General features: G+C 60.0%; 37 protein-coding genes. 26 read left to right on the top strand and 11 right to left on the bottom strand.

All coding sequences use genetic code 11. The annotated features are described in order from the left end of the window. Positions 1 to 226: 226 nt before the first annotated feature. Both RT21_RS20040 and RT21_RS20035 read right to left on the bottom strand, forming a co-directional pair. Positions 227 to 427, bottom strand: a complete 201-nt coding sequence (locus RT21_RS20040) for a hypothetical protein (protein ID WP_046164123.1) — start codon at positions 425 to 427, stop codon at positions 227 to 229. Between the two features lie 29 nt (positions 428 to 456). Then, complete coding sequence (locus RT21_RS20035; RefSeq protein WP_046164122.1) at positions 457 to 699, bottom strand: helix-turn-helix domain-containing protein; 243 nt, start codon at positions 697 to 699, stop codon at positions 457 to 459. A 150-nt stretch (positions 700 to 849) separates the two neighbouring features. Here RT21_RS20035 and RT21_RS20030 point away from each other — a divergent pair, with 150 nt between their 5' ends. Together RT21_RS20030 and RT21_RS20020 are read left to right on the top strand one after the other, a co-directional pair. Continuing rightward, positions 850 to 1,656: a S24 family peptidase gene (locus RT21_RS20030; protein WP_046164121.1), complete on the top strand. Its 807-nt coding sequence runs from the start codon at positions 850 to 852 to the stop codon at positions 1,654 to 1,656. A gap of 860 nt (positions 1,657 to 2,516) precedes the next feature. Further along, the gene (locus tag RT21_RS20020; protein WP_046164119.1) at positions 2,517 to 2,750 is read left to right on the top strand and encodes a hypothetical protein; all 234 of its coding nucleotides are present in this window, start codon (positions 2,517 to 2,519) and stop codon (positions 2,748 to 2,750) included. A 41-nt stretch (positions 2,751 to 2,791) separates the two neighbouring features. Here RT21_RS20020 and RT21_RS23685 read toward each other — a convergent pair whose 3' ends face one another. Next, entirely contained in the window at positions 2,792 to 2,989 is a 198-nt protein-coding gene (locus tag RT21_RS23685) for a hypothetical protein (RefSeq protein ID WP_156155739.1), read from the bottom strand. A gap of 268 nt (positions 2,990 to 3,257) precedes the next feature. On the opposite strand from RT21_RS23685, the gene RT21_RS20010 reads away from it, so the two are divergent. From RT21_RS20010 to RT21_RS19920, 19 genes are all read left to right on the top strand, one after another. After that, a complete protein-coding gene (locus tag RT21_RS20010) occupies positions 3,258 to 3,668 on the top strand; it encodes a hypothetical protein (RefSeq protein WP_046164117.1) in 411 nt (136 codons plus the stop codon). A 107-nt stretch (positions 3,669 to 3,775) separates the two neighbouring features. Beyond that, the gene (locus RT21_RS20005) at positions 3,776 to 3,982 is read left to right on the top strand and encodes a hypothetical protein (protein WP_046164116.1); all 207 of its coding nucleotides are present in this window, start codon (positions 3,776 to 3,778) and stop codon (positions 3,980 to 3,982) included. A 40-nt stretch (positions 3,983 to 4,022) separates the two neighbouring features. Further along, positions 4,023 to 4,325: a hypothetical protein gene (locus RT21_RS20000; protein WP_046164115.1), complete on the top strand. Its 303-nt coding sequence runs from the start codon at positions 4,023 to 4,025 to the stop codon at positions 4,323 to 4,325. A gap of 91 nt (positions 4,326 to 4,416) precedes the next feature. After that, complete coding sequence (locus RT21_RS19995; protein ID WP_042919533.1) at positions 4,417 to 4,608, top strand: hypothetical protein; 192 nt, start codon at positions 4,417 to 4,419, stop codon at positions 4,606 to 4,608. 322 nt (positions 4,609 to 4,930) lie between these two features. Then, positions 4,931 to 5,149, top strand: a complete 219-nt coding sequence (locus RT21_RS19990) for a hypothetical protein (RefSeq protein WP_046164114.1) — start codon at positions 4,931 to 4,933, stop codon at positions 5,147 to 5,149. Continuing rightward, entirely contained in the window at positions 5,146 to 5,436 is a 291-nt protein-coding gene (locus RT21_RS19985; RefSeq protein WP_046164113.1) for a hypothetical protein, read from the top strand. Before RT21_RS19990 ends, RT21_RS19985 begins: the two co-directional genes overlap by 4 nt. Then, positions 5,433 to 5,732 (top strand): hypothetical protein, encoded by a 300-nt coding sequence (locus tag RT21_RS19980; RefSeq protein WP_046164112.1) that lies wholly within the window; start codon positions 5,433 to 5,435, stop codon positions 5,730 to 5,732. Before RT21_RS19985 ends, RT21_RS19980 begins: the two co-directional genes overlap by 4 nt. Positions 5,733 to 5,842: 110 nt before the next feature. Continuing rightward, the gene (locus RT21_RS19975) at positions 5,843 to 6,187 is read left to right on the top strand and encodes a hypothetical protein (protein ID WP_218186916.1); all 345 of its coding nucleotides are present in this window, start codon (positions 5,843 to 5,845) and stop codon (positions 6,185 to 6,187) included. A 115-nt stretch (positions 6,188 to 6,302) separates the two neighbouring features. Next, positions 6,303 to 6,458 (top strand): hypothetical protein, encoded by a 156-nt coding sequence (locus tag RT21_RS19970; RefSeq protein WP_156155738.1) that lies wholly within the window; start codon positions 6,303 to 6,305, stop codon positions 6,456 to 6,458. A 45-nt stretch (positions 6,459 to 6,503) separates the two neighbouring features. Beyond that, positions 6,504 to 7,565, top strand: a complete 1,062-nt coding sequence (locus RT21_RS19965) for a coiled-coil domain-containing protein (RefSeq protein ID WP_046164109.1) — start codon at positions 6,504 to 6,506, stop codon at positions 7,563 to 7,565. Positions 7,566 to 7,572: 7 nt separating this feature from the next. Next, a complete protein-coding gene (locus tag RT21_RS19960; RefSeq protein WP_046164108.1) occupies positions 7,573 to 8,358 on the top strand; it encodes an ERF family protein in 786 nt (261 codons plus the stop codon). Beyond that, positions 8,342 to 8,959, top strand: a complete 618-nt coding sequence (locus tag RT21_RS19955; protein ID WP_046164107.1) for a lambda exonuclease family protein — start codon at positions 8,342 to 8,344, stop codon at positions 8,957 to 8,959. The genes RT21_RS19960 and RT21_RS19955 overlap by 17 nt, the downstream gene beginning before the upstream one ends. A 21-nt stretch (positions 8,960 to 8,980) precedes the next feature. Further along, the gene (gene ssb, locus RT21_RS19950) at positions 8,981 to 9,442 is read left to right on the top strand and encodes a single-stranded DNA-binding protein (protein ID WP_046164106.1); all 462 of its coding nucleotides are present in this window, start codon (positions 8,981 to 8,983) and stop codon (positions 9,440 to 9,442) included. Positions 9,443 to 9,486: 44 nt separating this feature from the next. Further along, positions 9,487 to 9,849, top strand: coding sequence for a hypothetical protein (locus RT21_RS23070; protein ID WP_052724775.1), 363 nt, complete (start codon positions 9,487 to 9,489; stop codon positions 9,847 to 9,849). Positions 9,850 to 10,063: 214 nt separating this feature from the next. Continuing rightward, a complete protein-coding gene (locus RT21_RS19940; protein ID WP_046164104.1) occupies positions 10,064 to 10,840 on the top strand; it encodes a DUF4942 domain-containing protein in 777 nt (258 codons plus the stop codon). A 13-nt stretch (positions 10,841 to 10,853) separates the two neighbouring features. Further along, positions 10,854 to 11,135, top strand: a complete 282-nt coding sequence (locus RT21_RS19935; RefSeq protein WP_046164103.1) for a hypothetical protein — start codon at positions 10,854 to 10,856, stop codon at positions 11,133 to 11,135. A gap of 2 nt (positions 11,136 to 11,137) precedes the next feature. Next, the gene (locus tag RT21_RS19930; protein WP_046164102.1) at positions 11,138 to 11,341 is read left to right on the top strand and encodes a phiTE_015 family protein; all 204 of its coding nucleotides are present in this window, start codon (positions 11,138 to 11,140) and stop codon (positions 11,339 to 11,341) included. Positions 11,342 to 11,563: 222 nt separating this feature from the next. Next, complete coding sequence (locus tag RT21_RS19925; RefSeq protein ID WP_256203906.1) at positions 11,564 to 12,676, top strand: Arm DNA-binding domain-containing protein; 1,113 nt, start codon at positions 11,564 to 11,566, stop codon at positions 12,674 to 12,676. After that, entirely contained in the window at positions 12,673 to 13,008 is a 336-nt protein-coding gene (locus RT21_RS19920) for a hypothetical protein (RefSeq protein ID WP_046164100.1), read from the top strand. Before RT21_RS19925 ends, RT21_RS19920 begins: the two co-directional genes overlap by 4 nt. 407 nt (positions 13,009 to 13,415) lie before the next feature. On the opposite strand, the gene RT21_RS19915 is transcribed toward RT21_RS19920, so the two are convergent. Beyond that, positions 13,416 to 14,327, bottom strand: coding sequence for a restriction endonuclease (locus tag RT21_RS19915; protein WP_046164099.1), 912 nt, complete (start codon positions 14,325 to 14,327; stop codon positions 13,416 to 13,418). Positions 14,328 to 14,674: 347 nt separating this feature from the next. On the opposite strand from RT21_RS19915, the gene RT21_RS19910 reads away from it, so the two are divergent. Beyond that, a complete protein-coding gene (locus tag RT21_RS19910; protein WP_046164098.1) occupies positions 14,675 to 15,829 on the top strand; it encodes a Fic family protein in 1,155 nt (384 codons plus the stop codon). 113 nt (positions 15,830 to 15,942) lie between these two features. Here RT21_RS19910 and RT21_RS19905 read toward each other — a convergent pair whose 3' ends face one another. The 6 genes from RT21_RS19905 to dsbD all read right to left on the bottom strand — a co-directional run bounded on the left by RT21_RS19905 (position 15,943) and on the right by dsbD (position 21,985). Further along, entirely contained in the window at positions 15,943 to 16,713 is a 771-nt protein-coding gene (locus tag RT21_RS19905; protein WP_046164097.1) for a hypothetical protein, read from the bottom strand. Between the two features lie 316 nt (positions 16,714 to 17,029). Beyond that, on the bottom strand, positions 17,030 to 17,947 hold the full coding sequence (locus RT21_RS19900) for a c-type cytochrome (RefSeq protein WP_046164096.1): 918 nt from the start codon (positions 17,945 to 17,947) through the stop codon (positions 17,030 to 17,032). Then, positions 17,944 to 18,591 (bottom strand): c-type cytochrome, encoded by a 648-nt coding sequence (locus RT21_RS19895; RefSeq protein WP_046164095.1) that lies wholly within the window; start codon positions 18,589 to 18,591, stop codon positions 17,944 to 17,946. Before RT21_RS19895 ends, RT21_RS19900 begins: the two co-directional genes overlap by 4 nt. Positions 18,592 to 18,648: 57 nt before the next feature. Then, positions 18,649 to 19,428, bottom strand: coding sequence for a thiol:disulfide interchange protein DsbG (gene dsbG, locus RT21_RS19890; protein WP_046164094.1), 780 nt, complete (start codon positions 19,426 to 19,428; stop codon positions 18,649 to 18,651). After that, entirely contained in the window at positions 19,425 to 20,240 is an 816-nt protein-coding gene (locus tag RT21_RS19885) for a TlpA family protein disulfide reductase (RefSeq protein WP_046164093.1), read from the bottom strand. Before RT21_RS19885 ends, dsbG begins: the two co-directional genes overlap by 4 nt. Next, entirely contained in the window at positions 20,240 to 21,985 is a 1,746-nt protein-coding gene (dsbD, locus tag RT21_RS19880; RefSeq protein WP_177327111.1) for a protein-disulfide reductase DsbD, read from the bottom strand. The genes RT21_RS19885 and dsbD overlap by 1 nt, the downstream gene beginning before the upstream one ends. A gap of 206 nt (positions 21,986 to 22,191) precedes the next feature. Between dsbD and RT21_RS19875 the strand changes: the two genes are divergently transcribed. Further along, positions 22,192 to 22,887, top strand: a complete 696-nt coding sequence (locus RT21_RS19875; protein ID WP_046164092.1) for a response regulator — start codon at positions 22,192 to 22,194, stop codon at positions 22,885 to 22,887. Next, entirely contained in the window at positions 22,884 to 24,266 is a 1,383-nt protein-coding gene (locus RT21_RS19870) for an ATP-binding protein (protein WP_046164091.1), read from the top strand. The genes RT21_RS19875 and RT21_RS19870 overlap by 4 nt, the downstream gene beginning before the upstream one ends. 88 nt (positions 24,267 to 24,354) lie before the next feature. Here RT21_RS19870 and RT21_RS19865 read toward each other — a convergent pair whose 3' ends face one another. Next, positions 24,355 to 24,693 carry an ArsR/SmtB family transcription factor gene (locus tag RT21_RS19865; protein ID WP_046164090.1) on the bottom strand — a complete coding sequence of 113 codons (339 nt, stop codon included), beginning with the start codon at positions 24,691 to 24,693 and terminating at the stop codon, positions 24,355 to 24,357. Positions 24,694 to 24,874: 181 nt separating this feature from the next. Here RT21_RS19865 and RT21_RS19860 point away from each other — a divergent pair, with 181 nt between their 5' ends. Then, a complete protein-coding gene (locus RT21_RS19860; RefSeq protein WP_046164089.1) occupies positions 24,875 to 25,309 on the top strand; it encodes a hypothetical protein in 435 nt (144 codons plus the stop codon). 12 nt (positions 25,310 to 25,321) lie between these two features. Next, positions 25,322 to 26,071 carry an MBL fold metallo-hydrolase gene (locus tag RT21_RS19855; RefSeq protein ID WP_046164088.1) on the top strand — a complete coding sequence of 250 codons (750 nt, stop codon included), beginning with the start codon at positions 25,322 to 25,324 and terminating at the stop codon, positions 26,069 to 26,071. The last annotated feature ends 12 nt before the right edge of the window (positions 26,072 to 26,083 follow it).

The following is a 26,083-nucleotide window of genomic DNA, read 5'->3' as shown; positions in this document are numbered from 1 at the left end:
TGCTCAGCCCCTCCCGGAGTCCCTATTCAGGGGCACCAGATGAAGAACCGGAGCCTTGTGCCGGCCAACTGCGGAGGTCGCGCCATTCGCTACCCCCACAATCGCTATCTCGTTAATTGCCTGCTCAAAGCTCCAGCCCCTGGCATTCATAAGTGCGGTGATCTTTTCCCTAGCCTCTGCGGGCAGGTTTTCTCTTTGAAAATGCATTCGGCCCTCCATAGGGGCTTCAGCCCGCGATATTCTCTTCCCGGTCCTGCATCAGCTCCTCGATAGCTCCATTGGCTATGGCCCAGTCGATTACTTCGTACAGATAGGTCGCGTACTGGCGTCTGGACTTGTCGGCTGCTTTGCGCAGGATTCGGTCAAGAACAGGCTCAAACCGAACCTTGACGGGGATAGAACGTTTCTGGCTTGGGTCCATGTACATGGCAATTTCCTTCTGCTGCGACGGAGTTGTTAGGCGGCCTTACGGCTACGCTTGGTCTTGGTGAGGATCTCCACGAGATCGGGACGCATGCCTTCAAGAGTCAGCGCGCCTTTGCTTGCCTTGTTGAGGCGGGCGGCTAACTCAAGAGAAGCCTTGCGGTGACCGCCGGCCAGCTGCCAGAGATAGCCAACAGATGTGGACGCCGCTTCAGCGAGCTTCTTTCGCTCGTTGTCGCAGTGGCTGTTGAGCCATTCGCTGATCTGGGTCGACATAGGGAGACTCCTGTGAATACAGGAGCTAATTTAGCGGTTTGATAACGCTAGAGCAAGGGGAGCGTTAGCGTATTGTTTATTCTTAATTTAACGGATAGCTGCAAGACTACGTCTCCGGTAAATTCGGTTACCGGAGACAAGGGTCTGTGCATGGATATCAACGACATTCGGCGCATTAATTTGCTCGCGCTCTTAAAGGGGCGGACTAAGCGGGCCTGCGCCGAAATATGGGGAACATCTCCGTCTTACATCAGCCAGGTGCTGTCAGATAAAACGCCCCGCCAGCTTGGCGACGAGATGGCTCGGCGGATTGAGCTTGCTGAGCTGCTGCCGCGAGGATGGTTCGACCAGATACACGGCTCGGACAGTAATCTGACGTCAAGCGACGGACGGAGTAGCGGCGAGCTAAACAATGTCCTCGATTTCCCGATATCCTCTCCAGGCGACAACGAGCTGCACGTGCTAGGCGAGATATCTCCCTGGGGCAGCGATACGCCTCTGGAGGGTGACGACGTGGCAGTACCGCTTTACAAAGAGGTTGAGCTGGCGGCCGGAGACGGCAGCTGTGATGCTCCAGAAATAACCGGGAAGGTAATTCGGCTGTCGCGCTCTACGCTGCGCGCTGCGGGGGTCGAGCCGGAAAACGCTATAGCCGCACAGGTTTCAGGCTATAGCATGGCACGACTCATTCTAGACGGCGCCACGATAGGCATTGACGTAGGAACGAAGGAAGTCTTCGACGGCTCAATCTATGCGCTAAGACATGACGGCCTGCTGCGAGTTAAGTACCTGTACCGAATCCCTGGCGGCGGGCTCCGCCTGCGCTCCGAGAACTCAGAGGAGTACCCGGACGAGTTCTATACTGCCGAAGAGGTAGCCGAGTCCATCACGATTATCGGCTTTGTCTTCTGGTGGTCTACGATCCGCCCAGTGCGGCGCCGCAACGAGCCTCTATAGCCTCACTCTCGACGCGCACTCCTGTCATCTGCTCCAGCCCCCTTGTAATCCAACAGATACTCTGCGAGTTCATCGCGGAGTATTTGTCGTGCCTGGTCGGTTCCGAACTCCTCGACTAGCAGCCTTACGGCAACCCTCCCAAGCTCTACGGCGCCGCCTACCGGCACGCTAAAGCGCTCATCTCGCACCGCCCAATCTATCTGCCCTCGCACCGTTACGCCTGCCATACGTGCCTCCTGTCGGAATCTGCGTGTTTTGCGCTTTCCATCAGCGCCGCCCTTGTGACCGCGCCCTGCCATTAATTATCCGTCCTGCTAAATGTTTTTGGAATATTTAACAAAATGCTATTGACTGATATTTATCATCCCGCTAAATTTACACCCATCGAAGCGCGCCACGCTTCAGGGCCTCGAAATGGGCCTCGGGTGAATCCCCGGAAACTCTTTAAGAATTTGCCGCAACACAAACCGCATTGCCTCGACGGCGACCGGCGCACTGGAAAAGCCATTGAGGGGCTGGAACAGGCGAGGTGCTGACCGAACCGAGCGAATGACCCGAACGGGCAATGCGTAGAAACAGAATTAGCGCTCCGAGCCTCGGCTATGAGGAGCGCCGGACCTCATGCGGTGTGCCTACTTAACCGGGCGCCAGGGGCTGTACCCCGCATGTTGTATTGACCGATGACCACGCCGCAACGCTGATCGAGCGACGTGACCAGGAAGCCCCGATGCCAAACCACTGAAGACTCAAGGCCTGCAATCAGCAGCGGGCACGAAGCGCAAGATATCGGCGAGACGATTCCTTCTGCCCATTCTTCTGGAGTGGGCAGCGGGAAACGAGCCGCTAACAAGGAGACTGATATGAGCGACCGCGTGATCATCAACGGTTACGAGCTCTATCCGGGGCACAAGCTAGCCTGGCGCTCTGGAACCTTCTGCAAGACCGGACACGCCGTATGCGGAAACGTCGTACTTGACTTGGTCGGGCGCGAACGCAAGCAAAAGATAGTTTCAATGCCTGCCTGTTGGCTTCTAAAGGAAACCCCGGAGCTGATCGAGAAACTCCGCAAAAGTGGGCTTGTGAAATCGCAATAGCCTTGGCGACAGGGCTCATCGGGAAGACAACCAACGAGGCATCACACATGAGCACTCACGCAGTAATGCTTGAAATGCGCCGCAAGAAGACGAGCCATATATTCCACCTGATCTTCAGCATCCTGACTGGCGGATTGTGGATCGTGATCTGGCTGCTTTGCGCGCTTAGCAACAGCCTGGAGAACAGGAAGCTTGACCAGCAGATTGACCGGCTGCTGATAGCCGAGTCGAACACTCATCGTTAGGCCCGGCAGCTAGCAACCGAAACGAACTACCAAGGATTCCTTGACAGTTCAAGGAGGCACGTATGAAGCCCGCCAAGCAACCCGCGCCACCCAGCCCCGCCCTATCGCTAGTACCCAAGGACAGGGGCACAGAGCAGTTTCCGTATGGAAGGCATGCGGTAGGCCGTCGCGCCGATCTGCAGTTTACGGTGGGGCGCTGACAAGGGTTAAGCGAGTGGATGATGTGGAGTTGGTGGCTTAACAACGAACGGAGGTAATCAGGATGAGCAATCCAGTTTGGCCGGATCACTTCCGGTACATCGACGAGATCGGCCCTGAAGGGGTTTCGATCATCTGCAAGCGGTACGTAGTCATTCGCGAAACCGAACACTGCTACTGGCTGGTAGTTCCCAGCTACGCCTATGTCGCCAAGGCTCGACTTGAGCGTGGTGGCATCCCCAAGTATGCCAAGCGCGTGCTGAAGGAATCAGGGAGGCGTTTTGCGTACCCAGAAAAAGCCAAGGCGCTTGAGTCCTACAAGTCGCGGAAGCGCTGGCAGCTACGACACGCAGAGCTAGCCACCGAAAGGGCGCGCGCGGCACTGGACGAGATCAAGGATCTGTCAGCAATAGAAGATCTGCGCATCTGCGCTGGCGGCGACTACATCAAGAACTTGGGCTGGGAAGCGGCCTAACCCATGCCCGCCCTCCACGAGCTGTACCTAATGGCAGCCGTTCTATTAGCCACCCTGGCTTATGAGGTGTGGCTGGAGAGGCAGAGATAAACAACGGAGATACCGAAATGGCAAAGGTTTATCTGGTTTGGAACAAGGGAAAAACGGAAGGCGTGTGCTTTGCAGATGAGTATGACGCCATGACGGCGGCAGGGAAGCGTCGACCTAAGGGTGAATGCTCATCACTCGCCGAGTACTTCCGAGAGGCATACGCAGATGAAGATATTTTCGAGAAGCCTGAGCAGGTTTTCGAGGTTCAGGAAATCGACCTCTAGCCCCGCCCCATGGGCACCCATCAGCACATAGGAGGATGAGATGAGTAACGGACATACGCCTGGGCCGTGGATCGTAGACGGCAGTGATATTTCTCCAGCCAATGACGTTGGGCTTGGCATATGCGCAATAAGCCCTGTCGATTTGGGCGGAGCTAAGGTCTGGCATCACGGCGTTGAGACGTACGCCAATGCACACTTGATAGCCGCCGCGCCTGAGCTGCTTGAGGCGCTGACCGAACTTGCCGATCTGGTTGAGGCCATCATTTCGGGAGAGTACGCGCCAGACAGTTTCACGACTCAACCAGCAAGGGCGGCAATAGCTAAGGCCCGCGGCACGGCATGACCCCCTATCACGGCTTACTCCTCCTCACCGCTATCTGGATCGTATGGATCATTGCTGAGTGGTGGGGGAGGAATTTGAAAGGAGAAGGATGATGGAAGAAATGCATCAAGCATTCCGCAAATACAGAAGTCGGGTTGCCAGTCAGCTGATTGAAGGCGAAACCAATGCGCACTGGAAGCGAGCATTCGAGCTCGCAGATGAGATTGTCAGCATCGACAGCTTCTGTTCTGGCTGGGAAGCCTCTCGCTCTGCACTGATCAAAGAGCAAGCCCGCACCAAATAACCCCCTCCTGAGCCAGCCAGACCAGACCCTAACGGGCCTGTAATAACCGGACGGCGCCCGGTGCTGGTAGCGCCATGAATCACATCCGCGCTCGGCGGACCTTCGGGATATCCGCGACAGGGATAAGCCGGTAGTGCCCTGATTGCGTAAAACACCGGCAGCCATTGGCGGGCTCTCACAGCTTGCCCGTTGAGATGGCCGACTTGCCGCCGATAGCGGCCTTCCTACCCCAGCACTCACCGCAAAGCCTCCCCTTGTAACCACTGGTCCTGCGATACAGGACGGGGGCTTTGCAGTGGGTGCCATTCCGCGAGGATTCAGCATGAACGCACTAGTACGCGGCCAGCGGCGCCGAGAGCCGTCCCTGCCTGCTGATAACACAACGCTTGAAGAGGCGATCAGGGATCAGCTCGACGAGCACGACGAAGCAACCGTCCAGGCCTTCATCGACTACTGCGATGACCGGATAGACGATTTCCTCGAACACGAGGCCAACCGGCGCCGCGAACACGCCGAAGAGATCAGGAGAGACGCAGCATGAACGACAAGATTCGAGAGGAAGTTGAGCGGCTGTTTTCGGCCTGCATTCATCTGAAAGAGTCGGGCCGGCACATCGCACACATCAACTTCAACGGTCACGTCGAGACGCTGGCGGTAAGCGTTGACCCGGCCGGCACGGTTTACGCCGATCCCAGCTACGCACAGACGCTGAGCGAGTACATCTACCTGAAGCCGAGCCCTCTGGAAACCGAGGCGCAGATATTGACCAGCCTGAACGCGCTGACGGATCGGCTGTATGGCATGGCAGAACATGAGGTGGCGGCATGAGCAAGGAAGTGAAGCGGTATGACCCGTTCGGCTACTACGGACTGAGCGCGCTGATGCATGAGGACGTGCTTGGCGACTGGGTTCGGGTCTCCGACTACGAAGCCCTTCTCGCTGAGCGGGATGCAGCGCAGAAGGATGCCGAGCGGTATCGGTGGCTGCGGATGGCCGACTGGTGGAACAGCCCGCTATGCGTCATTCGCGATCCGAAGCAACAAGCCAAGCCGGGGACTGACTGCCCAAGCCGAGATCGCCTAGACGAAGCAATAGACGCCGCCCAGCAAGGAGAGCAGCCATGAACGCCGCAAAGGAAATCGCCGGGGCCTTCGGGCTGCTAGGCGTGGCTGGCTTCCTAGCCTACTTGGCCCATGTCGGCCTGTTGGGGGGTGTGTAGATGGATGACAGGGAATTGCTTGAGCTGGCGGCTAAGGCGGCTGGCGTTTCTGGCGGCTGGGGCGAGCACATCGAATACCACAATGGCGCCGTTGATCTGCGGGACATCTGGATTCTTGAAGGTGACGAATTCGTGCCATGGAACCCACTCGACGATGACGGCGACGCGCTCCGGCTAGCGGTGAAGCTGAAGCTCATCATTGGCAGTCATGGCGGCGGCGGTGAAGTGTGGTTCGACGATCAAAATGGTTGCGAGGGCCATATCGAACAGGACTACGGCGCTGACGGATCGCTCTCTGAACTGGAAGCGATGCGCCTTGCAATTGTCCGCGCTGCCGCCGAAATCGGGAGGGCCATGTGATGGCTAGCCAACGCCAAAGAGCCCTCCGCTACGCATGGTGGCGCGGCTTTCTACTGACGCTGGCCGGGATTACCGGCTGGCTCTATCTGAGCGGACTTGCAGGAGTGATAGCACCGTGACAACTCAAGCCCTCCCCCTCGACCCCTACGAACACGACGACACCCCCACAGGCCACAGCTATGCGGCTGCGTGGATTGCGCTGATCGGCTTCTTCGCCCTGGACGTGCTGATAGCGGTTCAGATCGGCGCCCTGCATCACTTCTTCGGATAAACCAACCTACTGACAGGCTGCGCGAGACGCGGCCAGGGAGCTCATGTGTCTACAGAAACCCAACTGGCCATCGTGCCGCCGAAAGAAACCGCAATTCAGGTCTTCCAGGCTGCGAACGGGCTTGACCCGTACCTACAGCAGATCCGCGCCGAGATCGACGCCTTCGTGCCGGATGTGTCGACGAAGAAAGGCCGCGACGCCATCGCATCGATTGCGCACAAGGTCGCCCGCTCGAAAACGGCGCTCGACAACGTAGGCAAGGAGCTGGTCGCCGATCTGAAGGAAATCCCGAAGAAGATCGACGCCGAGCGCAAGCGGATGCGTGACACGCTGGACGCATGGCGTGATGAGGTGCGGGCACCGCTGAATGAGTGGGAGCAGGCCGAGGTGGATCGGGTGGCATGGCATGCGCGTCGGCTTGAAGAGTTGCGCACGCTAGACACCGAAGACCGCACAGCCGCAGAGATAGCCGCAGCCATCAGCCTGATTGAAGAGGTTGAGATCGGACCGGAGTGGGAAGAGTTCGAAGCTGAAGCGCACCGCGTCAAGGCTGCCACCCTCACCACCCTGCAGCTGGCACTGACCAAGCGCCAAGCATACGAAGCCGAGCAAGCCGAGCTCGAACGCCTCCGCGCCGAAGCCGCACAGCGCGAGCAGGCAGACCGCGAAGCCCGTATCGCCCGTGAAGCAGCAGAGCAAGCCCAGCGCGAAGCCGAGCAGCGCGCACAGGCCGAACGTGACGCAGCGGCCAAGCGCGAAGCCGACGCCAAGGCAGCCGCCGAACAACGCGAGTTGCAGTTGAAGCTGGAAGCCGAGCAGTCAGCCCGCCGCGAACTGGAAGCCCAGCAGCGCGCCGAGCAGGCGGAGCGTGACGCCGCCGAACGCGCCGACCGCGCAGCAGCAGCCGAACGCCAGCGCCAGGCAGACGAGCAGGCCCGTATTGAGCGTGAAGCCAAGGCCCGTGAGGCAGACATTGCCCACAAGACCGCCGTACTGACTGCCATCAAAGAGGCATTCATGGGCGCCGGCATCACCGAAGAACAGGCCAAGGCCGTTATCAACATGATCCGCAAGGGCGAAGTGCCCAGCGTTTCCATTACCTACTGAGGCAGCCATGAACGAAGTAGCGAAAGCCCAAGTCACCTCACTCCCGGCCCGCACAGACGGGCCGGCCGCAAACTCCCCGATGGGGATGATGCTGGCAGCTATCCAGCAAGGCGCCACCTTGGAGCAAGTAGAAAAAATGATGGACCTGCAGGAGCGCTGGGAGCGCACCGAGGCCAAGAAGGCATACGACGCGGCATTCGCCAACTTCAAAGCCGAAACGGTCCGCATCATCAAGGGCCGGAAAGTTACTGACGGCCCACTAAAGAACAAGAGCTATGCCGAGCTGCACGACGTGGTCGATGCGGTAACTCCGGAGCTTTCCAAGCACGGTCTTTCGTCCTTCTGGAAGCTGACCAAGGATGACAAAGATTGGATGGAGGTCACCTGCTACCTGCGCCACATAGGAGGCCACGAAGAAAGCGTTTCGATGGGCGGTCCGCCTGATTCTGGTGGAGCCAAGAACGCCATCCAGGCGCGTGCAAGCACAAAGACCTATCTGGAGCGCTACACACTCAAGGGCATCACTGGACTCTCCGAGCAGGACGATGACGACGACGGGGCGGGCGCAGCGCCTGCCCGAGTAATCACTGGCGTTCAACTGATGCGGCTACAGGGCATTGTTTCGCAATGTAGCGAGGCGGTGATTGAGAAGTTCGGCAAGGACTGGCCGGACCCGTCCCAAATCCCGGCAGGCCAGTTTGACGGGATAGTGTCTTCGCTTGAGCGAGCCGCCGCACGACACAAGCAGCGCATGGCAGACGGCATGGGAGGTGAACATGCAGATCATCCGTGACGTCGATCAAGGGTCAGCCGATTGGCTGGCCTTGCGCCTTGGCATCGTTACCTGCTCCGAACTGGAATGCCTGCTGGTCAACGGTAAGGGTCAGGCGGGATTCGGTGCGGGCGCCTTCACCTACATGGACACTCTGATCGGTGAGCGCATCACTGGCGAGGCTGCAGACCCGTTCGGCGGCAACCGCCACACCGAGCGCGGCCACGAGCTGGAAGGCGTGGCGCGGGGCCTGTACGAAGCCCGCGAAGAGGTCACCACGGAACAGGTGGCCATCATCCTGAATCACGGCATCGGTTACTCGCCGGACTCGCTGGTAGGCGCGTCCGGCCTCACCGAGATCAAGACGAAGCTGCCCAAGTTTCAGGTCGGCGTGATCCTCTCCGGCGAGGTTCCGAAAGAACACGTTGCACAGTGCCAGGGTGGCTTGTGGGTATCTGATCGCGAGTGGATCGACTTCGTTTCCTACTGGCCGGGGATGCCCCTGTTCGTCAAACGCACCTATCGCGACGAAGCGCTGATTCGAAAGATCAGCGAGCGCGTCACCACTTTCTACGAACTGCTCGAAGAGCGGATGAATCGGGTCATGGGCATCGCTGCCTAACCCAACAACCAAGGAGCCACCATGGCCAGAGGTATCAATAAAGTCACCCTGATCGGCAACGTCGGCGGTGACCCTGAGACGCGTTACATGCCCAATGGCAACGCAGTCACAAACATCACGCTGGCGACAACCGATGCGTGGAAGGACAAGCAGACCGGCCAGCTTCAGGAGCGCACCGAATGGCATCGGGTGGTGTTCTTCGGGAAGGTCGCGGAGATCGCGGGCGAGTATCTGCGCAAGGGATCGCAGTGCTACCTCGAAGGCAGGCTGCAGACCCGCGAACGGGAAAAGGACGGCGTGAAGCGCTACACGACGGAGATCGTTGTGGACATGGGCGGCACTCTTCAGCTGCTCGGCGGCAAGCCGGACGGTCAGCAGTCGCAGCCATCCCAGCCACGCCAGCAGCAAACCCAGCGCCCGCAGCAGACGCAACGTCAGCCGGACAACGCGCCGGACTACGACGATTACGGCATCCAGTACTGACCCACCCGGGCGCCCCTCGGCGCCCTCCTCCCCGGACAATAACCATGAACCTCGATGACACCATTCGAGCGATGGCCGCACTCGGCCAGAGCAAAGGCCAGGTACGCGAAGCCCTGGGCATCTCACGCAACAAGTTCACTGAAATCGTAAAGCTGATGCCGGACGTGAAGTGGCAGCAGACGGAGGAAGAACGGGCTGCACGGATTGCGGGCTCGAAGAAGGGAAACGAAACGCGGCACAGGCAGCATCTGCGGACAGTGAACGGCGTGACCGGATCTATCGCCGAGCTGTGCGAACGGTTCGGCCAATGCAGCGCTGTACATGCCCGCCGCCGCATACGTCAAGGCATGTCGCCGGCCGAGGAAATCACAGCCCCAGCGCCCGGACGATGGAAGAAAGCCGCATGACCGAACCAGAAAAATTGTGCGCCTGCTGCAAAGAATGGTGGCCGGCAGATACCGAGTTCTTCTTCCGGAACCTGCGGACAAAAGACGGCCTCGGCTACAGCTGCAAGGCCTGTTTCTTTGAGTCGCCCACCTACCGCTCACGCAAAGCGTACACAGCTACCGGTCCCATGTATTCCCCTTGGGAGCGCCTATTCAGACCAGACGAGGCTAGAGCATGACCGTCAGCCCGTTCACACAGCTAACCCTCCCCGTAACGCTAACCGACCTGCTCGACGCACGAGAGAAAGCCCTTAGCCTACACACGCAGGCGCGCCGCCTGAATGACATGGCAAAGACGCTGCTCGACCAGCACGGCAGCTACCTGATGCCGAACGCCGGCCAGTTCCGGGAAAGCGCCCAGCTCGCGCGGCACGAACTGGACGCCAGCATGTGGCGCCGGGCGTTCGACCTTACCGGCTTTCGTCAGCTAATGGATGCCGAAGCCGTCGCACAGTTCGAGCGCAGCCTGTCACCAGTGCCGCCAGAGTTCACTGATTCAACCGTCCGCGCCACGTTTATCGACCTGCACCAACGCTCCGGCGAGATGTTCCGGCGCGGCATCGTGAACGTGTTTCGATGCCTGTCGGATGACTACCGGACCAACGCCAACGAGCCATTCCGGATCGGTCGCAAGGTCGTCATGAGCTGGATGATTCAGCCGGGCTGGACGGGCGGCCTGCAGGTGCGCCACGGCACAGGACAGGACAGGCTCAACGACATTGACCGCGTGATCAAGACGCTCGACGGCCAGCTATTCCAGCCGCGCAGCTTTGAATCTGCCATGAACGGCGCATTCAAGGCCGGACAGGTATTCGAGGACGCCTACTACAAGGCCAAGGCCTTCAAAAACAGCAACCTGCATCTTGAATTCTTGCGGCCCGACCTGCTGGACAAACTCAACGAACAGATCGCCGAGCACTACGCCGATGGGGCGCTAGGGCATGCGGCGTAGCAAGGAGCCAGGTATGAACGAGACACTGAAGGGAGTAGCGCACATCGGCGCGGAGCTGGCAGCGGCAAAGGCCGATCTGCAGCTTGAGATGGAGCGGCACCGCAAGACGTGGCGGCAGTTGGAGCAGGTGCAGCGGGAACGCATCGACCCGTTTTCTGTAGCCGAAGCGATCCGCAAGGCACTGGACCGGAACTCCTGCCCGAACGTCTTCCTGGTCATTGCATACGAAGCAGCTATAGAAGCCCTGTCCCTGCAGGCCGAGCAGCAGCCTAACACCACACGCAGCAGGAGATAGACATGCAGCACACAGACAAGATGCGGGCGGAGTTCGAAGCGCTCATGGCGAAAGAGCATCCCGGCTCGAATATGCGCTGCTGGGGATCATCGCAAGGATGCGAGGGGTGCGACGATTACGAGGACGATCAGGTTTCTAAGCTCTGGCAGTCATGGAAGGAATCACGCGCCGCAATCGAAGCAGCCGGCGTAACGGTGAAGGAGTAACCAGATGGCCAGATATCAGACCATCAAGCGATTTTCAGAGGCAACCGGCTACACTGAGCACGCAATACGGTCCAAGCTCTCCAAAGGAGTCTGGCCGCTGGGAGAAATCTGGATCAAGGCACCAGACGGCCATGTGCTGATCAGCGTGGAAGGGTACGAAGCATGGGTGGAAAGCGGAATGGAGTCCGGCGCGCGTCGGCGTCCAGCATTGAAATCAGTTTCATGTACGAAGGGGCGCAGTGTCGCGAGCGTCTCCCACTTGAGCCCAGCCCCGCTAATCTGAAGCGTGCAGAGAAGCACAAGGCAGCAGTAGAGCTTGCCATCTATAACGGCACCTTCGACTACGCAGCGACTTTCCCCAAGTCAAAGCGCGCTGTAAAGCTCGGGCATCAGACCGGGTTGATTCCACTCTCCGACTATCTCGACAAGTGGCTGGACCGAAAGGAGGCGCACCTGAAGGCCTCGACCCTGGACGGCTACCGCAAGATTATCAGTGGCGTACTTGTGCCGAGGCTGGGACATGCGCCGCTGGTGACGCTCACGCGCAAGATGGTGCGAGATGAGCTGGCCAAGATGGACGCCTCGAACAAGCGGCTCGCCAACGTGCAAAGCTGCCTGCGGTCGGCGCTGAATGATGCGGTCGATGATGAACTTATCGAAGCGAACCCGCTGGCCGGCTGGACCTACTCAGTGAAGGGCAAGCCCAAGGCGGAAGACGAGATCGACCCATTCACGAAAGAGGAACAGGCCGCGATATTGGAAGCAGCGTCCGGGCAATACCGGAACATGTTGCAGTTCGCGTTCTGGACCGGGCTTCGCACGTCGGAGCTTGTGGCGCTGGAATGGGGGGATATTGACTGGCTGCGGGGGGAGGCGCGGATATCGCGAGGACTGACCAAGGCGGCCAAGGAAGCGGAGTTGCCGAAGACGGCGGCGGGATTGCGGGACGTGAAGCTACTGCCGATGGCGCTGGCCGCGCTGGAAGCGCAGAAGGCGCACACCTATATAGTAGGCGGGCCGGTCTTCCATGATCCGCGCTACGGGAAACCCTTCGACGGCGACCAGGCTATCCGGAAGTCATTCTGGATTCCGACCATCCGCAAGGCGAAGGTGCGCTACCGGAACCCGTACCAGACCCGGCACACCTACGCATCAATGATGCTGTCAGCCGGGGAGCATCCGATGTGGGTAGCAAAACAGATGGGCCACAGCAGTTGGGTGATGATTGCCCGCGTCTATGGCCGATACATTCCGAACGATGGCGACACGTCGGGCAGCAAGGCGGCAGAGCTGTTCGGGACGCCGGTTCAAATCCCTATGGAGGAGTCAGCATGAACCTACTCCAAGAAACCCTTGAAGCTATAGCAGAAAGCGGTCATGCCAGCGCCGACATAGTGTTTATTGGCTCGCCAGTATCAGGGCATGCGTGTTCGTGGGATGAATTTACAGTGCTGGCTGATTTCGATTATGACGATGGATACGGCGCACAGATTGTGTCTAGCGATTTGGTAATAGTGTTCGCTGACTGCGGTCATCTACGTAGAACAGAATACGACGGCAGCGAGGGCTGGGAGTACATAGCTCCTTTCAAGGCGCCCGAATCGCCGAAAATGATTTCTAAACTGACCGGTGGCACGTGGTCGACCCTGGCCGATCACAATCCTTGAAATGGTAGTTTCAGCAACATTTCAGCAGCCACACGGCGCAACGCCACGAAATACGCGGACAGGACGGGGGTTCAAATCCCCCCGGCTCCACCAATTCGAAACACCTAAACCCCTGATTTTCCTAGTGAATTTCAGGGGTTTTTGCTTTCACGAGTAGCGACTGTCGAAGACTTACGCCTGCTGAGCGGCGACTTCAATCTCGGCAGAGTTGCTGATCTTCACCCCAGCCATCCCGAAATCGCGCAACGACCTCAACCTGTCCGCCCATTGCATCGATGTGGCTACGCAGTGTGCAGCGCCAACCGTACCGGATCTTGGACCCACCGGAGGCTTCTATCCTTGCATACCAAGGCAAGCTGAACGGCACTTGGTCACGTTCGCGCTTGGTTATTACAGCGGAGGCGCTGTCACTCCTCGGAAAAGTAGTCGCTGTCGATCTGCTTGACCTCATACACCTGCTTAACACTCACGCCGAGGTTGTGTTCGACCATCAGGCGGGCGAGCTCGATGCCGTCGATCAGCACGACCTTGATATCCAGGCCGAGCGCCGCGTCCTTCGCGCCAGTAGAAAAGTCCGAGGTGGTGATGAACACGCCCTTGCGTGCCCGCTTTCGCGTCAGTGCGCCGATGAACTTGTCGATCTCCGGGCGATGCACGGTGTTGGCCCAGCGTTTGGCTTGCAGGTAAATCACATCCAGCCCGAGTTTGTCTTCCTTGATGATGCCGTCGATGCCGTCGTCGTTGGTGAGCTGGGTCGCTTTGCCGGCCTCCTTTCGCGAACCGCCGTAGCCCATGGCGATCATCAGATCGACCACCACCTGCTCGAAGAAGCTCGGCGTAGCAGCCCGCACCTGCGCCAGCAGTTCGTCTGCCAGGGATTGCTGCAACGCCTGATAGGCCTCGGCCAACTGCTCATCCGGCGTGGTTTCGGCCAGGTCGCTGTCTACAACGGCGGCGGCATCTATCACCTGAGGTTTGGCCGTATGGAAGTCGGCGAACTCAGGGAACTGCTTCAACCAGCTCACGGTGATTCGCTCCGGACCACTGGCAAGCGCCTCCCGCCCCCGAACGGTGATCTGCACCATTCCTTTGTTCGGGATCGTCAGCAGGCCAGCCTTGTTCAGATAGGTTCTGGCCCAGCCCACTCGATTGTTGATCACGGTCTGATTCCCCGAGGGCAGCCGCTCCTTACGCTCTTCTTCCGTCAGCTTAAATACATCGGCGATGCGCACGCGCAGCGCGCTAAGCGGTAACGGCACGCCGTCGCCAACTGCCTGCAGCACCGGTCGCATGACACTTTGAAAATCCGGAATTGCCATCCTGAGCATTACTCCTGAGTGCTGTGTAGTTGAAAGGAACTCACAAGCCGGTCGACGGGCGATCTCCGTCAGCCAGCGCCTTTAGCATCTTGTAAATCACCAGCGCGAACGCCCGACTTTTGGTCTCGTTATGAGCACGGTTACGGAGATAGTTACGGTGGAAAGCTACATGGCCATGGGAACCCCGCCAGGCCGAGATATTGCACTTAATTATTCCCCTCCTTTCACTTAGCTTAAGGCCAAATTCAAGATAATTTTTGGCGTATGCTTGGCGAATGACCGTAACCACGCGGCCTAGCTCGGTATTTTTCCAGATAGCTTCTAGGCCAGTTTGAGATATTTCCTATATGCCTACGTTTACCCATCACGACCTTGAGCTTCTCAATCCATCCTTTGACTCGGGGCTTGTTGATGTACTGAGCGAGCTGGAGCATCTGCGCCGCCTAAGGCTTGAAGGCGATACGCCGCCGCAGGTGTTTTACCAGCTCAAATCGCTTTTCCATGCACTGGAAAGTCTTGGTTCCGCCCGCATAGAAGGCAACCACACGACTTTAGCGGACTACATAGACAGCAAGGTAGAAGGTAAGGCCCAAGACACGGACCAATTGCGGGAGGTTGGCAATATTGAAAAAGCGATGGACTACATCGAGCAGATCATGACGCCAGGCGCTTTGCTGACCGAGCAGACGATCCGAGAGCTGCATGCTATGACCGTAGACGACCTGGTGCGTGAAGGTGATAAAACGCCCGGTGCTTACCGCAGCGGAGGTGTCCGAATATCCCAATCGGATCACCTGCCGCCCGACTTCATCCAGGTTCAGGCTTATATGCAAGAGCTTGTCGATTTCGTGAATCGAGAAGACTCCCCGAAATATGACCTCATGAAGGTAGCGCTGGCTCACCATAGGTTTGGGTGGATACACCCATTCGGTAATGGCAACGGCCGCGTGGTCAGGCTTCTGACCTACGCGCTCCTGATGAAGTATGGCTTCAACGTCAGCACAGGCGGCCGCGTGCTAAACCCCACAGCCGTGTTCTGCAACGACCGTGAGCGTTATTACGCAATGCTTGCCACCGCTGATAAAGGAACAAAGGAAGGGCTGGAGGAGTGGTGCACATACGTGCTGGAAGGCATTCGTGATGAATTGGAGAAGGTAGACCGCCTCACAAACTATGCCTACCTGACCAAATGCATACTCGCCCCTGCCGTGGCTTTCGCACGGGAACGAGAGTGGATCACGGAGACGGAAGAGACCGTGCTATCGGCCGCAATAAAATTGAAGGTCGTGAAGTCTGCAGATGTAGCAGCCGCACTGCCTCAGCAGTCGAGCAATCAACGGACGTACCTTATCAAAAAGCTAGTAGATCAAGGGATGCTCCTGCCGCTCAATCCAGGGGCGAGGCAGTACACGATCGGCTTTTCAAACAACTATCTAATTCGGGGAGTGATCAAGTCCCTCAGGGATCAAGGATTCATACCTGAGCCGCTGGAAAAACCTTGAGCATCGATGGTGCTGAGTCTGGGCTGCTTGCCTGGCTATTCGTGGGTTCCGTCATGTATGGCAAGCGGTGGCTTTTGGCAAGCCGCCGCTTGCATGGCGGGTGGTAGCGCCGGTCAGCCCTGGTTCGGTTTGGTCATGTTCTTAAGGACGTCGGCCAGGGTCGCCACGTTGTCGTGGATGACGATATGGAATCGGTCAGATTCTAGATAGGCACGCCAGTCAGCGTCCGACATGACCAACAGTTGGTCGATGTCGTTGGACATCTTCGTCAGCCGCTCCCGCGATTGCTTGAACTGGTTCGGATCCGTCGTCCAACCGTAGTCGCTGCCCGCATTCTCCATCGCGTTGAGCAGATCGCCGGTCGTTTCGCGCAGGTCGCGTAATTGCTCCAGAACGTTGCTGCCGATCAGTACCTGGATGCCCTTGGTCTGCCAATTCTCGGCGAGGATGTTGGAGACCTGCTCCAGATGGGCGCCGAGGTTCTTGATCTGCTTGGTCACGGTCACGCTGTAATCCGGACCGCCCATCCAGTCGATCCACTCCTGGTCCGTGGCCTCGGCCTTTTCGTCCAGTACGGCCTCCATCTGCTCCAACTGTTCCTCGATCTGATTGAGCCGCTGTTCCTGCTGCTCCCAATTGCCAAGTCCCAGGCCTTCCTCGGCGCCAAGGAGCGCGCCAATGAAGTCGGCACTGGTCTCACGCACATCGTCCACTGCGTCCACGACGTTATGACCTACGGAGATGGACCGCATCCCCGTTCCGGCCTGTTGGCCTGCCTGATTGGTCTGGCCGGTCTGCTGCGCGACGGCAGCCCCGGGCAGGCCAACGGCCAGGGTTGCGGCGAGTATTGCTGCCGATAGGGATGCCGATTGCTTGAGTGTCATCAGTATCTCCTCCGTTCTGTTTTCACGGCCCGCAAAATGCGGTTCGTACAGTTTTGGGGCGCGATCGCCATGACAGTTCCTCAAATCATTCGACCTGTTTCTTTCGGATGATGACCGGTAGCCAGCAGGCCATTACGCGACAGCCGCAAACAGATGGCTGGGGGAGCACTGATGTCAGACGGCAGGATCGACAATCTCTACAGTTGGCAGCAGGCGGCAGGGACGTGTGTCGACGCCGCGAATCACCTTCGGGAGCGGCTGCCTATGGTGTAACGTCAGCGGGCGCCCTAGCCCGCTGCGATACGAGCCCTATCGACTAAAGGCCCTTGCCCAGCATCGTGCCGTTGACGATTTCACCGTAGAGGTTCACGCCGTCGTTGGCGTGGAACTTGTCTCGGGTCTTTTCGACCGAGCCGTCGATCAGGCGCGGGTCCTGGGGCCGTTCGTGGCTGTTCATGAAGGCCGCCACGTGCCAGGCGTCTTCATCCGACAAGGTGCCGCCCTTGCCCAACGGCATGTTCTCCTTGATGAACGCGGCGGCGGTGTTTATCCGATGCATGCCGGCACCCCAGTTGAACGAGTCCGCCCCCCAGAGCGGTGGAAACACATAATCGCCACCGGACTTCTGCCCTTCTCCGTTCGGCCCATGACATACGGCGCACTGGGCCGCATAGACCTGCTCGCCTTTGGCCAAGTCATAGCCGCCTTCCGGTTTTGGCACTTCCGGATAGGCACGACCGGGTAGTTCCTGGCCAGTCGGGGCGCCCGTTGCTAGCCAATAGGAATAGGCCGTCAGCGCCGCGATCACCGGCCCGTCCGCTTCCGGGGCCTTGCCGTTCATGCTGAATTGAAAACACCCCTGTAGCCGCTCGGCGTAGCTGTTTACCTTGTTGTTTTTCTTCCGGTACGCCGGGTACATGGTGTATGCCGCCCACAGCGGAGCGGAGTTGGCTTTGCGGCCTTGCTCGAGGTGACAGTTCGCGCATGCGAGGCCGTTGCCTACATATTCCGGGGCTCGGTTTTTGGTGTCGACGAAGATGGCGCGGCCTTCCTGGACCAGCTTGCCGTAGGCATTGTCGGGAAGTTCGCTTTCCTGGGGTGGCTGAAAGTACCGGCTGCTGGCCGGCTCGCCCGCCCCGGTAAGGATTTGCGACTGGTCGTCCATCGCGATGTCATCGGCATAGGCAGGTACAGCTAGGGCGATCAACAGCAAGACGCTGGTTTGGGTGTTCATCTTGCTGCTCCTTGGTCGGTCAAGCCGGCGAAGTACGCCGAGACGGCCTTGACCTCGTCATCGGTCAGGCTACGGGCGATGTGCCCCATCAGGTCGTTGGGATCGTTCTTGCGCGTACCTTGACGCCAGGCGTTCAGCTGCGCGGCCAGGTATTGCGCGGATTGTCCCGCCAGCGGCGGAAAGGCGTCACCGACCCCCACTCCGCTGGGGCCGTGGCAGGCGACGCATTCAGGGATGTTGCGCGCCCATGCACCACGCAGGGCCAGCGTTTCACCTGGGCCTTCGACCGCCGCAGTTCGGCCGACCCGCTCCACCTCCGGTCCTGGCTTGTCGGCAAGCATCGCCGTGACTGCGTCCGCTTCCTCGGCACTCAAGGCGGCGGCGATAGGCTGCATGATGGGGTTGACGCGGGCTCCAGACGCGAAGTCGGCCAACTGCTTTCGCATGTAACCCGCCGAGAGACCGGCAAGCCTGGGAAAGCCAGCCGCCGCCATCCCTTCGCCCTCAGCCCCGTGACAGGTAATGCATGCCATCGCGGCAGGGTTGGCCCCGCCCTTCGTATAGACAACCATTGAATCGGCGGCATGGGCGGGCAGAAAGGCTGCTAACAGCACTCCCGTCAGCGGCCAGCGAGCGATATTCATAAAGCCTCCAGATCGTTTTTTATTGTTTTGGCAGCGGGGAGTGCTGTTTCGCCCTTTTTAACGTTTCGCTGAAAGCGGCCCCATGATCTTGGTCAGCGAATCGGGACGAGGTGCACCTTGCTGCTGTTGCAGACGTCCATTGTCGTCCAGATAGTAAATGGCCGGCGTTGCCGAGGCACCCATTTCCGCCATCAGCGTCAGGTTCGCCTCGAGCCTCTCTGTCAGCTTAGGCGATACGTCCTCAAGCGGCTCCAGTTTGCTCGCCTTTCCTGCGGTCTCGTGTGTGTTCAAGGCGGCCGCTGGATCCTTGGCTTCCAGAAGCGCAGCAGATTTACCCGCGCTGTCCGGACGTAGCATGCCGACCATGACATGGCGAAGCTGGACGTCGCCAGACTCGACCCACGGTCGGGCCTGCTTCCAGAACATGTTGCAGTACGGGCAGTTTGGATCGGAAAACATGTAGACGACTCGCGGCGCTTCAACAGAGCCGTCCTGAATCCAGGTGCTGCTCTCGAGCCGTTGCCACATTTCCTTGCTGAGGGGTTCGTAAACCAACCTTTCAAGGGGCGCACGCGTCAGGTCTTCGCCGGTGGCATCGAGCAAGCTGCCGATCAGAACGTGGTCACCGTCGGGCGTCAGGTACAACGCGATGCCCTGTCCGTTGTAGCGTGCTGCGTAGCCCTTCAATCCGCCCGGCGCCTCGAAGCTGCCGACCACTTCGGCGCCGCGAGCCTCAACGGCCTGGACCGCAGGAGGCAGGGCCTGTGCCAGCGCCACGGATGCGGGCAGCAAGGCCAGCGTTGAACAGAAAAAAGAGATCGGTCGTAGGTGATTCATGGCTGAGTGGTTACCTCCAGTTGTTCAAGAGCGCGTGCCAGACTGGCGCGAGACAGCTCACCGAGGTGGCTGCCGACCTGGCGTCCGTCGGCGTCGTAGAAAAGCGTTGTCGGTAGCGCCGAAGAGCCTATGTGCTGGCCGAGACGGCCGCCGGTATCGAGCAGCACGTTTTCCAAACCGAGCCCTTCGGCGCTGAGGAAGTCCGCGATGACCCGCTCGCCTTCGCCCTGGTTGACGAACAGAAAGGTCACCTCGCGCTGGTTGCGCTGTGCTTCGGCCAGCACCGGCATCTCTCGCCGGCAGGGCGGGCACCAGGTGGCCCACAGATTGACGACGAGCGGTTTACCGACGAAATCCTGCAAGGCAACTGGTTTGCCGTGACTGTCGCGCAGCCCCATCTCGGGAAGACGCGTGCCCTGCTCGAAGGCATGCAATGCAAAGGTCCCGAACCCCCAACTCAGCACACCTACAGCGACCGCAGCACCCAGCGGCTTGCGCAAACTGCCCTCCCGCCAGGCTAGCCAGACGCCAAGCAGCACAGCCACCAGCACGCCCGGCCAGGCAATGAACCCGCCGTCACGAATGTCGATCACGCGCCAGGGCTCATCACGGAAATGCTCGGCATAAACCAGCACGAATGTCAGCCGCGCGACGAGCAGCGCCACCAGCAGCAGCCTGAACAACTGCTGTTCAGGGTTGCGCTCGCTGCGCCGCCCAACCCACCAGCCGGTCAACATCGCGAGAAACAGGCTCACCAGTAGCAATACATGGGGAACGGCCAGGGCCAACGGCCCCACGTTCATCGTCATCATCAGCCTTGCTCCATCGTTTCGTTCCATGTGCTAAGGAATTGGCCGGCGTCGACTTCGCCGGTTATGCGGTGCGAACGGCGCTCCGCCCCGTCCGGGCCAATCAGCAGTAGCGTCGGCGGCCCCATGACCTGATAGCGGCCCAGCAGTTCGCGGGTGGCGGAATTGGTCTGCGTCACATCCGGTCGCAGCATGCGTACACCCTTGAGCGCAGCTTGCACCTGCGCGTTGCCAAACACTTCCTTCTCCATGACCTTGCACGACACACACCAGTCCGCGTAGTAGTCGATCAGTACCCATTGCCCGGCAGCTTTGGCGGCAGCGAGTTCACGATCAAGAACAGCCGGATCGGCGAAACCGACGAAACCCTGCGGGCCCTCGACCTCAGTTGCCGAAGCGACGTTGCTGGTGAATACGGCAAGCGGCCGATTCGGATCCTGGGCGCCACCCGCCGCACCCAGCACCAGCGCAACCCCCCATACGCCCGCTAACGCTGCAACGGAGCTGAGCAACACCTTGTGCAGCTTGAGCTGACGCGATAGCTGTAGCAGCGCGCTGGCAACCAGCAGCCAAAATGCGCCCCACACACCAACCCACCAGGAGTCCGTCAACAACGGGCGGAGCACATAGAGGGCCGCGACCAGAAATATGAAACCGAACGTGGTTTTGACGCGATCCATCCAGGGCCCCGGTTTCGGCAGGAAGCGATTGCCGACCGTCACCAGCAATACCAATGGCGTCCCGATCCCCAGGCCCAGGGCAAACAGCACCAGCCCTCCGTTGACGGCGCTGCCGCTCTGGGCGATATACAGCAATGCTGCGGCCAGAGGAGCGGTCATGCAGGGCCCGACCAGCAAACCGGACAACACCCCGAGCGCGCTGGCCCCAGCCAGGCTGCCGCCCTGGCGCGTGCGCCCGGCCTGCTCTAGTCGATCACGCAGACCAGCTGGCAACTGCAGCTCGAAGAAACCGAACATCGGCAGGGAAAGCAGAACGAACAGCCCGGCAAAACTGGCGATCAGCCAGGGCTGCATCAGCCACCCCTGCAGATTCGCACCGAGAAGCGCAGCCACGACACCCAGCGCTGCGTAGACCAACGCCATGCTGACCACATAGGAAGCGGCGAGCAGCATGCCGCGGCGAGGGCTGGACCGGCTGCCGACCACAATACCGGCAAGGATTGGCAGCATCGGCAACGAGCACGGCGCAAAGGCGAGCAGCAAGCCGAGCCCAAAGAAGATCAACAGGCTCCAGCCAAGCGGCTGTTGCGCCAGCCTGCTCGCCAGTGCCTGATCATCGGCCTGAACAGGCTCAGATGTCCCTGCATCAGGCCCCTTCAAATCGATCGTGCGAGTCTGCGGCGGATAGCACAGACCGGCATCGGCGCAGCCTTGCCATCCCAGTTCTAGCGTGGCGAGGCCTGCCTCGGCGATGGTGACCTCCAGGCTGTTGCGATAGACCTGCGAGTCACCAAAATACTCGTCGTGGTAGGGCTCCCCAGGCGGCAACTGCGGTTCGCCACCCGCTGCCAAGCCACCGAACCGCAGCCGCTCCTGATACAGGTAGTAACCGGGCGCGATGTCCCAGCGCAGCACGACACCGCCGCTGGCTGGGCGCTCTACATGTAGGCTGAACGCTTGGTCTACCGGTAAAAACGTCTCCTGCTTCTGACCAAGCGCGAACGGCGCGGCGCTCGCCAGCTGCACAAGCCAGAGGCAGCAGGCCAGAGAGAAAAGAACCGCTCGCATGAACTACACACCCCCGTCACTAGATTCAACGCGAGCATGGCGAATGGGGATTAAGGGGCCGTTAACGAATTGGCTTGGAGCTGACCAATGACCGATGAAGAAACGCCGACAAGCGACGCTTCGCGAGCAACTCAGCGTACCCTTTGATAACGCTCCGTTAATCGAGAAGCGCGATACTGACCGGTGCATTCAAGACGAGCTCCCCCATGCAGGTACTGCTAACAGAAGACAACGCACTCATCGCGAGTGGCATCGTTGCCGGGCTCCAAGCCCAGGGCTTCGGGGTGGCCCATGCCGCGACCGCCGCTCAGGCCGACGCGCTGCTGCGCACTGCCCGCTTCGATCTGATGATTCTCGACCTGGGGCTGCCCGACGAGGATGGCCTGCACTTTCTCCAGCGACTGCGGCGTCGCGGGCTCGAACTGCCCGTGCTCGTTCTGACGGCCCGGGATGCGGTGGCCGAGCGTGTCTCGGGGCTCCAGGCGGGCGCCGACGACTACTTGGTCAAACCCTTCGATCTGCGCGAACTGGCAGCCCGGCTGCATGCCTTGCTGCGCCGGGCCGCCGGACGAACGACGCACCTGATCGAACACGGCCCGCTGAGCTATGACCCGGCCGCCTGCGCGGCTTCCATGGCAGGCGAACCTGTTGACCTGTCCCGGCGCGAACAGGCGCTGCTGCAAGCGCTCTTGCAGAACCCGGGCCGGGTGCTTTCGGCCGAGCAACTCAAAAACGCGGTGTATGGACTGGACGACGAGGTCGAAAGCAACGCGCTCAACGTCCACATCCATCATCTGCGTCGCAAGCTGGGTAATGGCATCGTCGAAACCGTCAGGGGCCTCGGCTATCGACTGGGACCCGCCGGGCAGACAACCGAGCCCGCCAGAGCTCCCGACTCATGAGTTTGCGCCTGCGTCTGACCCTGACCCTCGGCGCCGCTTTTGTGCTGCTCTGGTCGGTGGCAGCCACCTGGATGCTGTTCGATGTGCGTAACCAGCTGATGCTGTCACTCGATCAGCGTCTGGCAGCATCGGCTCGGATGGTCGCAGGCCTGCTGGTGCAACTGCCGCAGCCGCAGCTGGGTGAAGGCGGCATCACTCGCCTGAGCGCAGAGCAGCTCGGCATCGAGAACGGATTGGCCTGCCAGGTCAGCTCGTTGCGCGGTGAGGTCCTGGCGCGTAGCCATGCGGCGCCGGACAGCCTGCTTGATGCCCAGCGCACCGGTTTTCATGACCAACTGATCGGCGACACCGCCTGGCGCAGCTTTACCATGATCCGCGACGGGATGCGCATCACCACGGCTGATCGTCTCGATGAACGCGCGACGCTCAAGCGCTCGGTGCTACTGGCTGCGGCACTGCCGGTACTGGTCGCCCTCCTCGGCAGCCTGATCGTGCTATGGATCGGCCTTGGCAAAGGCCTGTCGCCGCTCAGGCGAATCCGCACCGCCCTGGCGCAGCGCAGCGTTGACTCGGTCGAACCGTTGCACGTCGAACGGCTCCCACCGGAGCTGGTGCCGTTGGTGGAAACGCAGAACCAGCTATTTGCACGGATTGCACAAACGCTCGAACGCGAAAGGCGGCTGACCGATGATGCCGCCCACGAGCTGCGCAGCCCGCTGACCGCCATCAAGACTCATCTGCAGGTCGCGGCCATGACCGAGGGCGACACCGCCAAACGGGCATTGGCCCAGGCGGAGATCGGCACTGATCGCTTGCACCGAACGCTGGAGCAATTGCTGATGCTGGCACGCGTGGAGGGGCTTGTTTCCTTCGATGACGGCCTTCGATGTACGGCCGCCGAGGTGGCGCAACAGGCGATCGCTGACGCCAGCCAGCAGCCGGGACCCTGCATCGATTTAAACGTGGCGGCAGACGTGCCACTGCGTGAGCTGGCCATGCCGCCCGCCTTGGCCATCGCGGCGCTGCGCAATCTGCTGGACAACGCACGCCGGCATACGCGCCCAGAGTCCCACGTTCAACTGTCACTGGAGCAGCACGCTGAAGACAAGGTCTGCTTTAGGGTGGTCGATCACGGGCCGGCCATTGCCCCACAACAAGTCGAACGATTCACCGAACGCTTCTGGCGCAACAGCGAGGGTGACGGCAGCGGACTCGGGCTCTCCATCGTCAAGGCCATCGCCGAGCGCTGCGGTTGCGATCTGAGGTTCACCGCCCATGGCGATGGACTTCAGGTCGAGCTGATCGCCGGTCTGCAGGAGATCCCTCTCGAGGGGTCTGCGCGGCGGAATGACCGTCCAGCTCAACCGCCGATAGAGTAACGTTTGCGCCGCTATCCGATGGTAAGCGCTGCCAGCGGAGGCCGGTCGCGTCTCGCAGCGCGCACCAGGCCAAACGTTAGCCCGATGCTCAGCTCACGTGCTCCGCTGCTTGAGGCGCCTGGCAGTAGAGCTTGTACAACACCTGCATGACCTCCATCGCCTGTGGGCTCGCGATGCCGTAGTAGACCTGTTTGCCTTCACGACGGGTGCTGACCATGCCGTTGTGCCGCAGCACGGTCAGTTGTTGAGAAAGGGTCGGCTGAGTGATACCGGTCAGAGTCGCCAGATCGCCGACGCAATACTCACCCTGAGTCAGCTGGCACAACAGCAGCAGCCGGTCCGGGTTACCCAGAACCTTGAGCAGACCGCAAGCTTCCGCCGCATTGCTGCGGAGCGTTTCCATATCAATTTCTGACGCAGAGGCCATTTTCCACCGTTGATCAGGACAGGTTGACGGAACATTTTACCGATATATATCTCAATAAAGTGTTCCTGCTCGTCGGAGCGGTTCTCATCGGAACTCAGGGCGTCGCACAGCCTCCCTGTTCCCGTAGTCATTTTCTCGTCGCGCCAGCCCCACCAGGCACAGCGTGCAACAGGAGACTGCCATGACATCGAACCATCAGAACATTGCCACAAGTGACCAGGCGGATCGAGTTCGCCGCTCGACATCCGCGGCCCTCAATCACGCCATTGATCAACAAACCGACGACAACATTCGCCACTTCAGCCGGCTAGATAGACACTCGATCATGCAGCGCATCGACGCGCTGGATCGCGAGTGGGATGTTGAGCGGGCCTTGGAGGTCAACGCTTCGTCGCTCGCGCTGTCCGGCTTGTTGCTGGGGCTGACGGTGAACCGGAAATGGTTTCTGCTCCCGGGCGTTGTGCTGCCGTTTCTTCTGCAACACGGCCTCCAAGGCTGGTGCCCACCGCTCCCAATCATGCGCCGCTTAGGTATCCGCACGCGCGGCGAGATCGATCGTGAGAAGTTTGCGCTGCTGGAAATGCTGGACCAAACGCCGCAGCCATCTCATCACTGAACGGAGATGAAAATGATCTTTCGCCAGCTATTCGAGCCCATTTCCTCCACCTACACCTATTTGCTGGGCTGCGAAGAAACCGGACAAGCAGTGCTGATTGACCCGGTCATTTCCGCGATGGAGCGCGATCTGGCCGAGCTGGCGGGCCTCGGCCTGAAGCTGGCGTTTACGCTCGATACGCACATACATGCCGATCACATCACCGCGGCGCTGGAACTGAAGCGGAAAACCGGCTGCCGTATCGCAAGCCCTGCCATCGACAAGCTGGCCTGCACCGACGTGGGCATCGAGGAAGGCACCCCGTTTGAGGTCGGCAGCCTGCAGCTGGTGCCGTTGCACACGCCGGGCCATACGGATGGGCACTTCGCGTACCTGCTCGGCGATCGACTGTTCAGTGGCGATGCCCTCCTGATAGACGGCTGCGGCAGGACGGACTTCCAGAACGGCAGTGCGGACGACCTTTTCCACAGCGTCAGAGGCAAACTGTTCAGCTTGCCGGACGACACCCTGGTCTATCCCGGCCACGACTACCATGGCCGCCGCGTATCAACCATTGCTCAGGAAAAGCGCCGCAACCCGCGGCTGGGTGAGGCCGTGACGCTGGAGCGATTCAGGTCGATCATGGCAGAGCTGGATCTGCCATATCCGAAGTTCATCGACCACGCCGTCCCAGGCAATCGACAGTGCGGCGTGTGCCCATCAGACCTGTCGGAAAGCTACCGGAAATATTGCGAGCAGGTCGAACACAGCCCCCAGGGGTAGGCCGCAAACCGA

It is taken from the genome of Pseudomonas sp. 10B238, from assembly GCF_000970615.1.
Lineage (GTDB): Bacteria > Pseudomonadota > Gammaproteobacteria > Pseudomonadales > Pseudomonadaceae > Stutzerimonas.
This window is presented reverse-complemented; position numbering and strand designations above follow the sequence as displayed.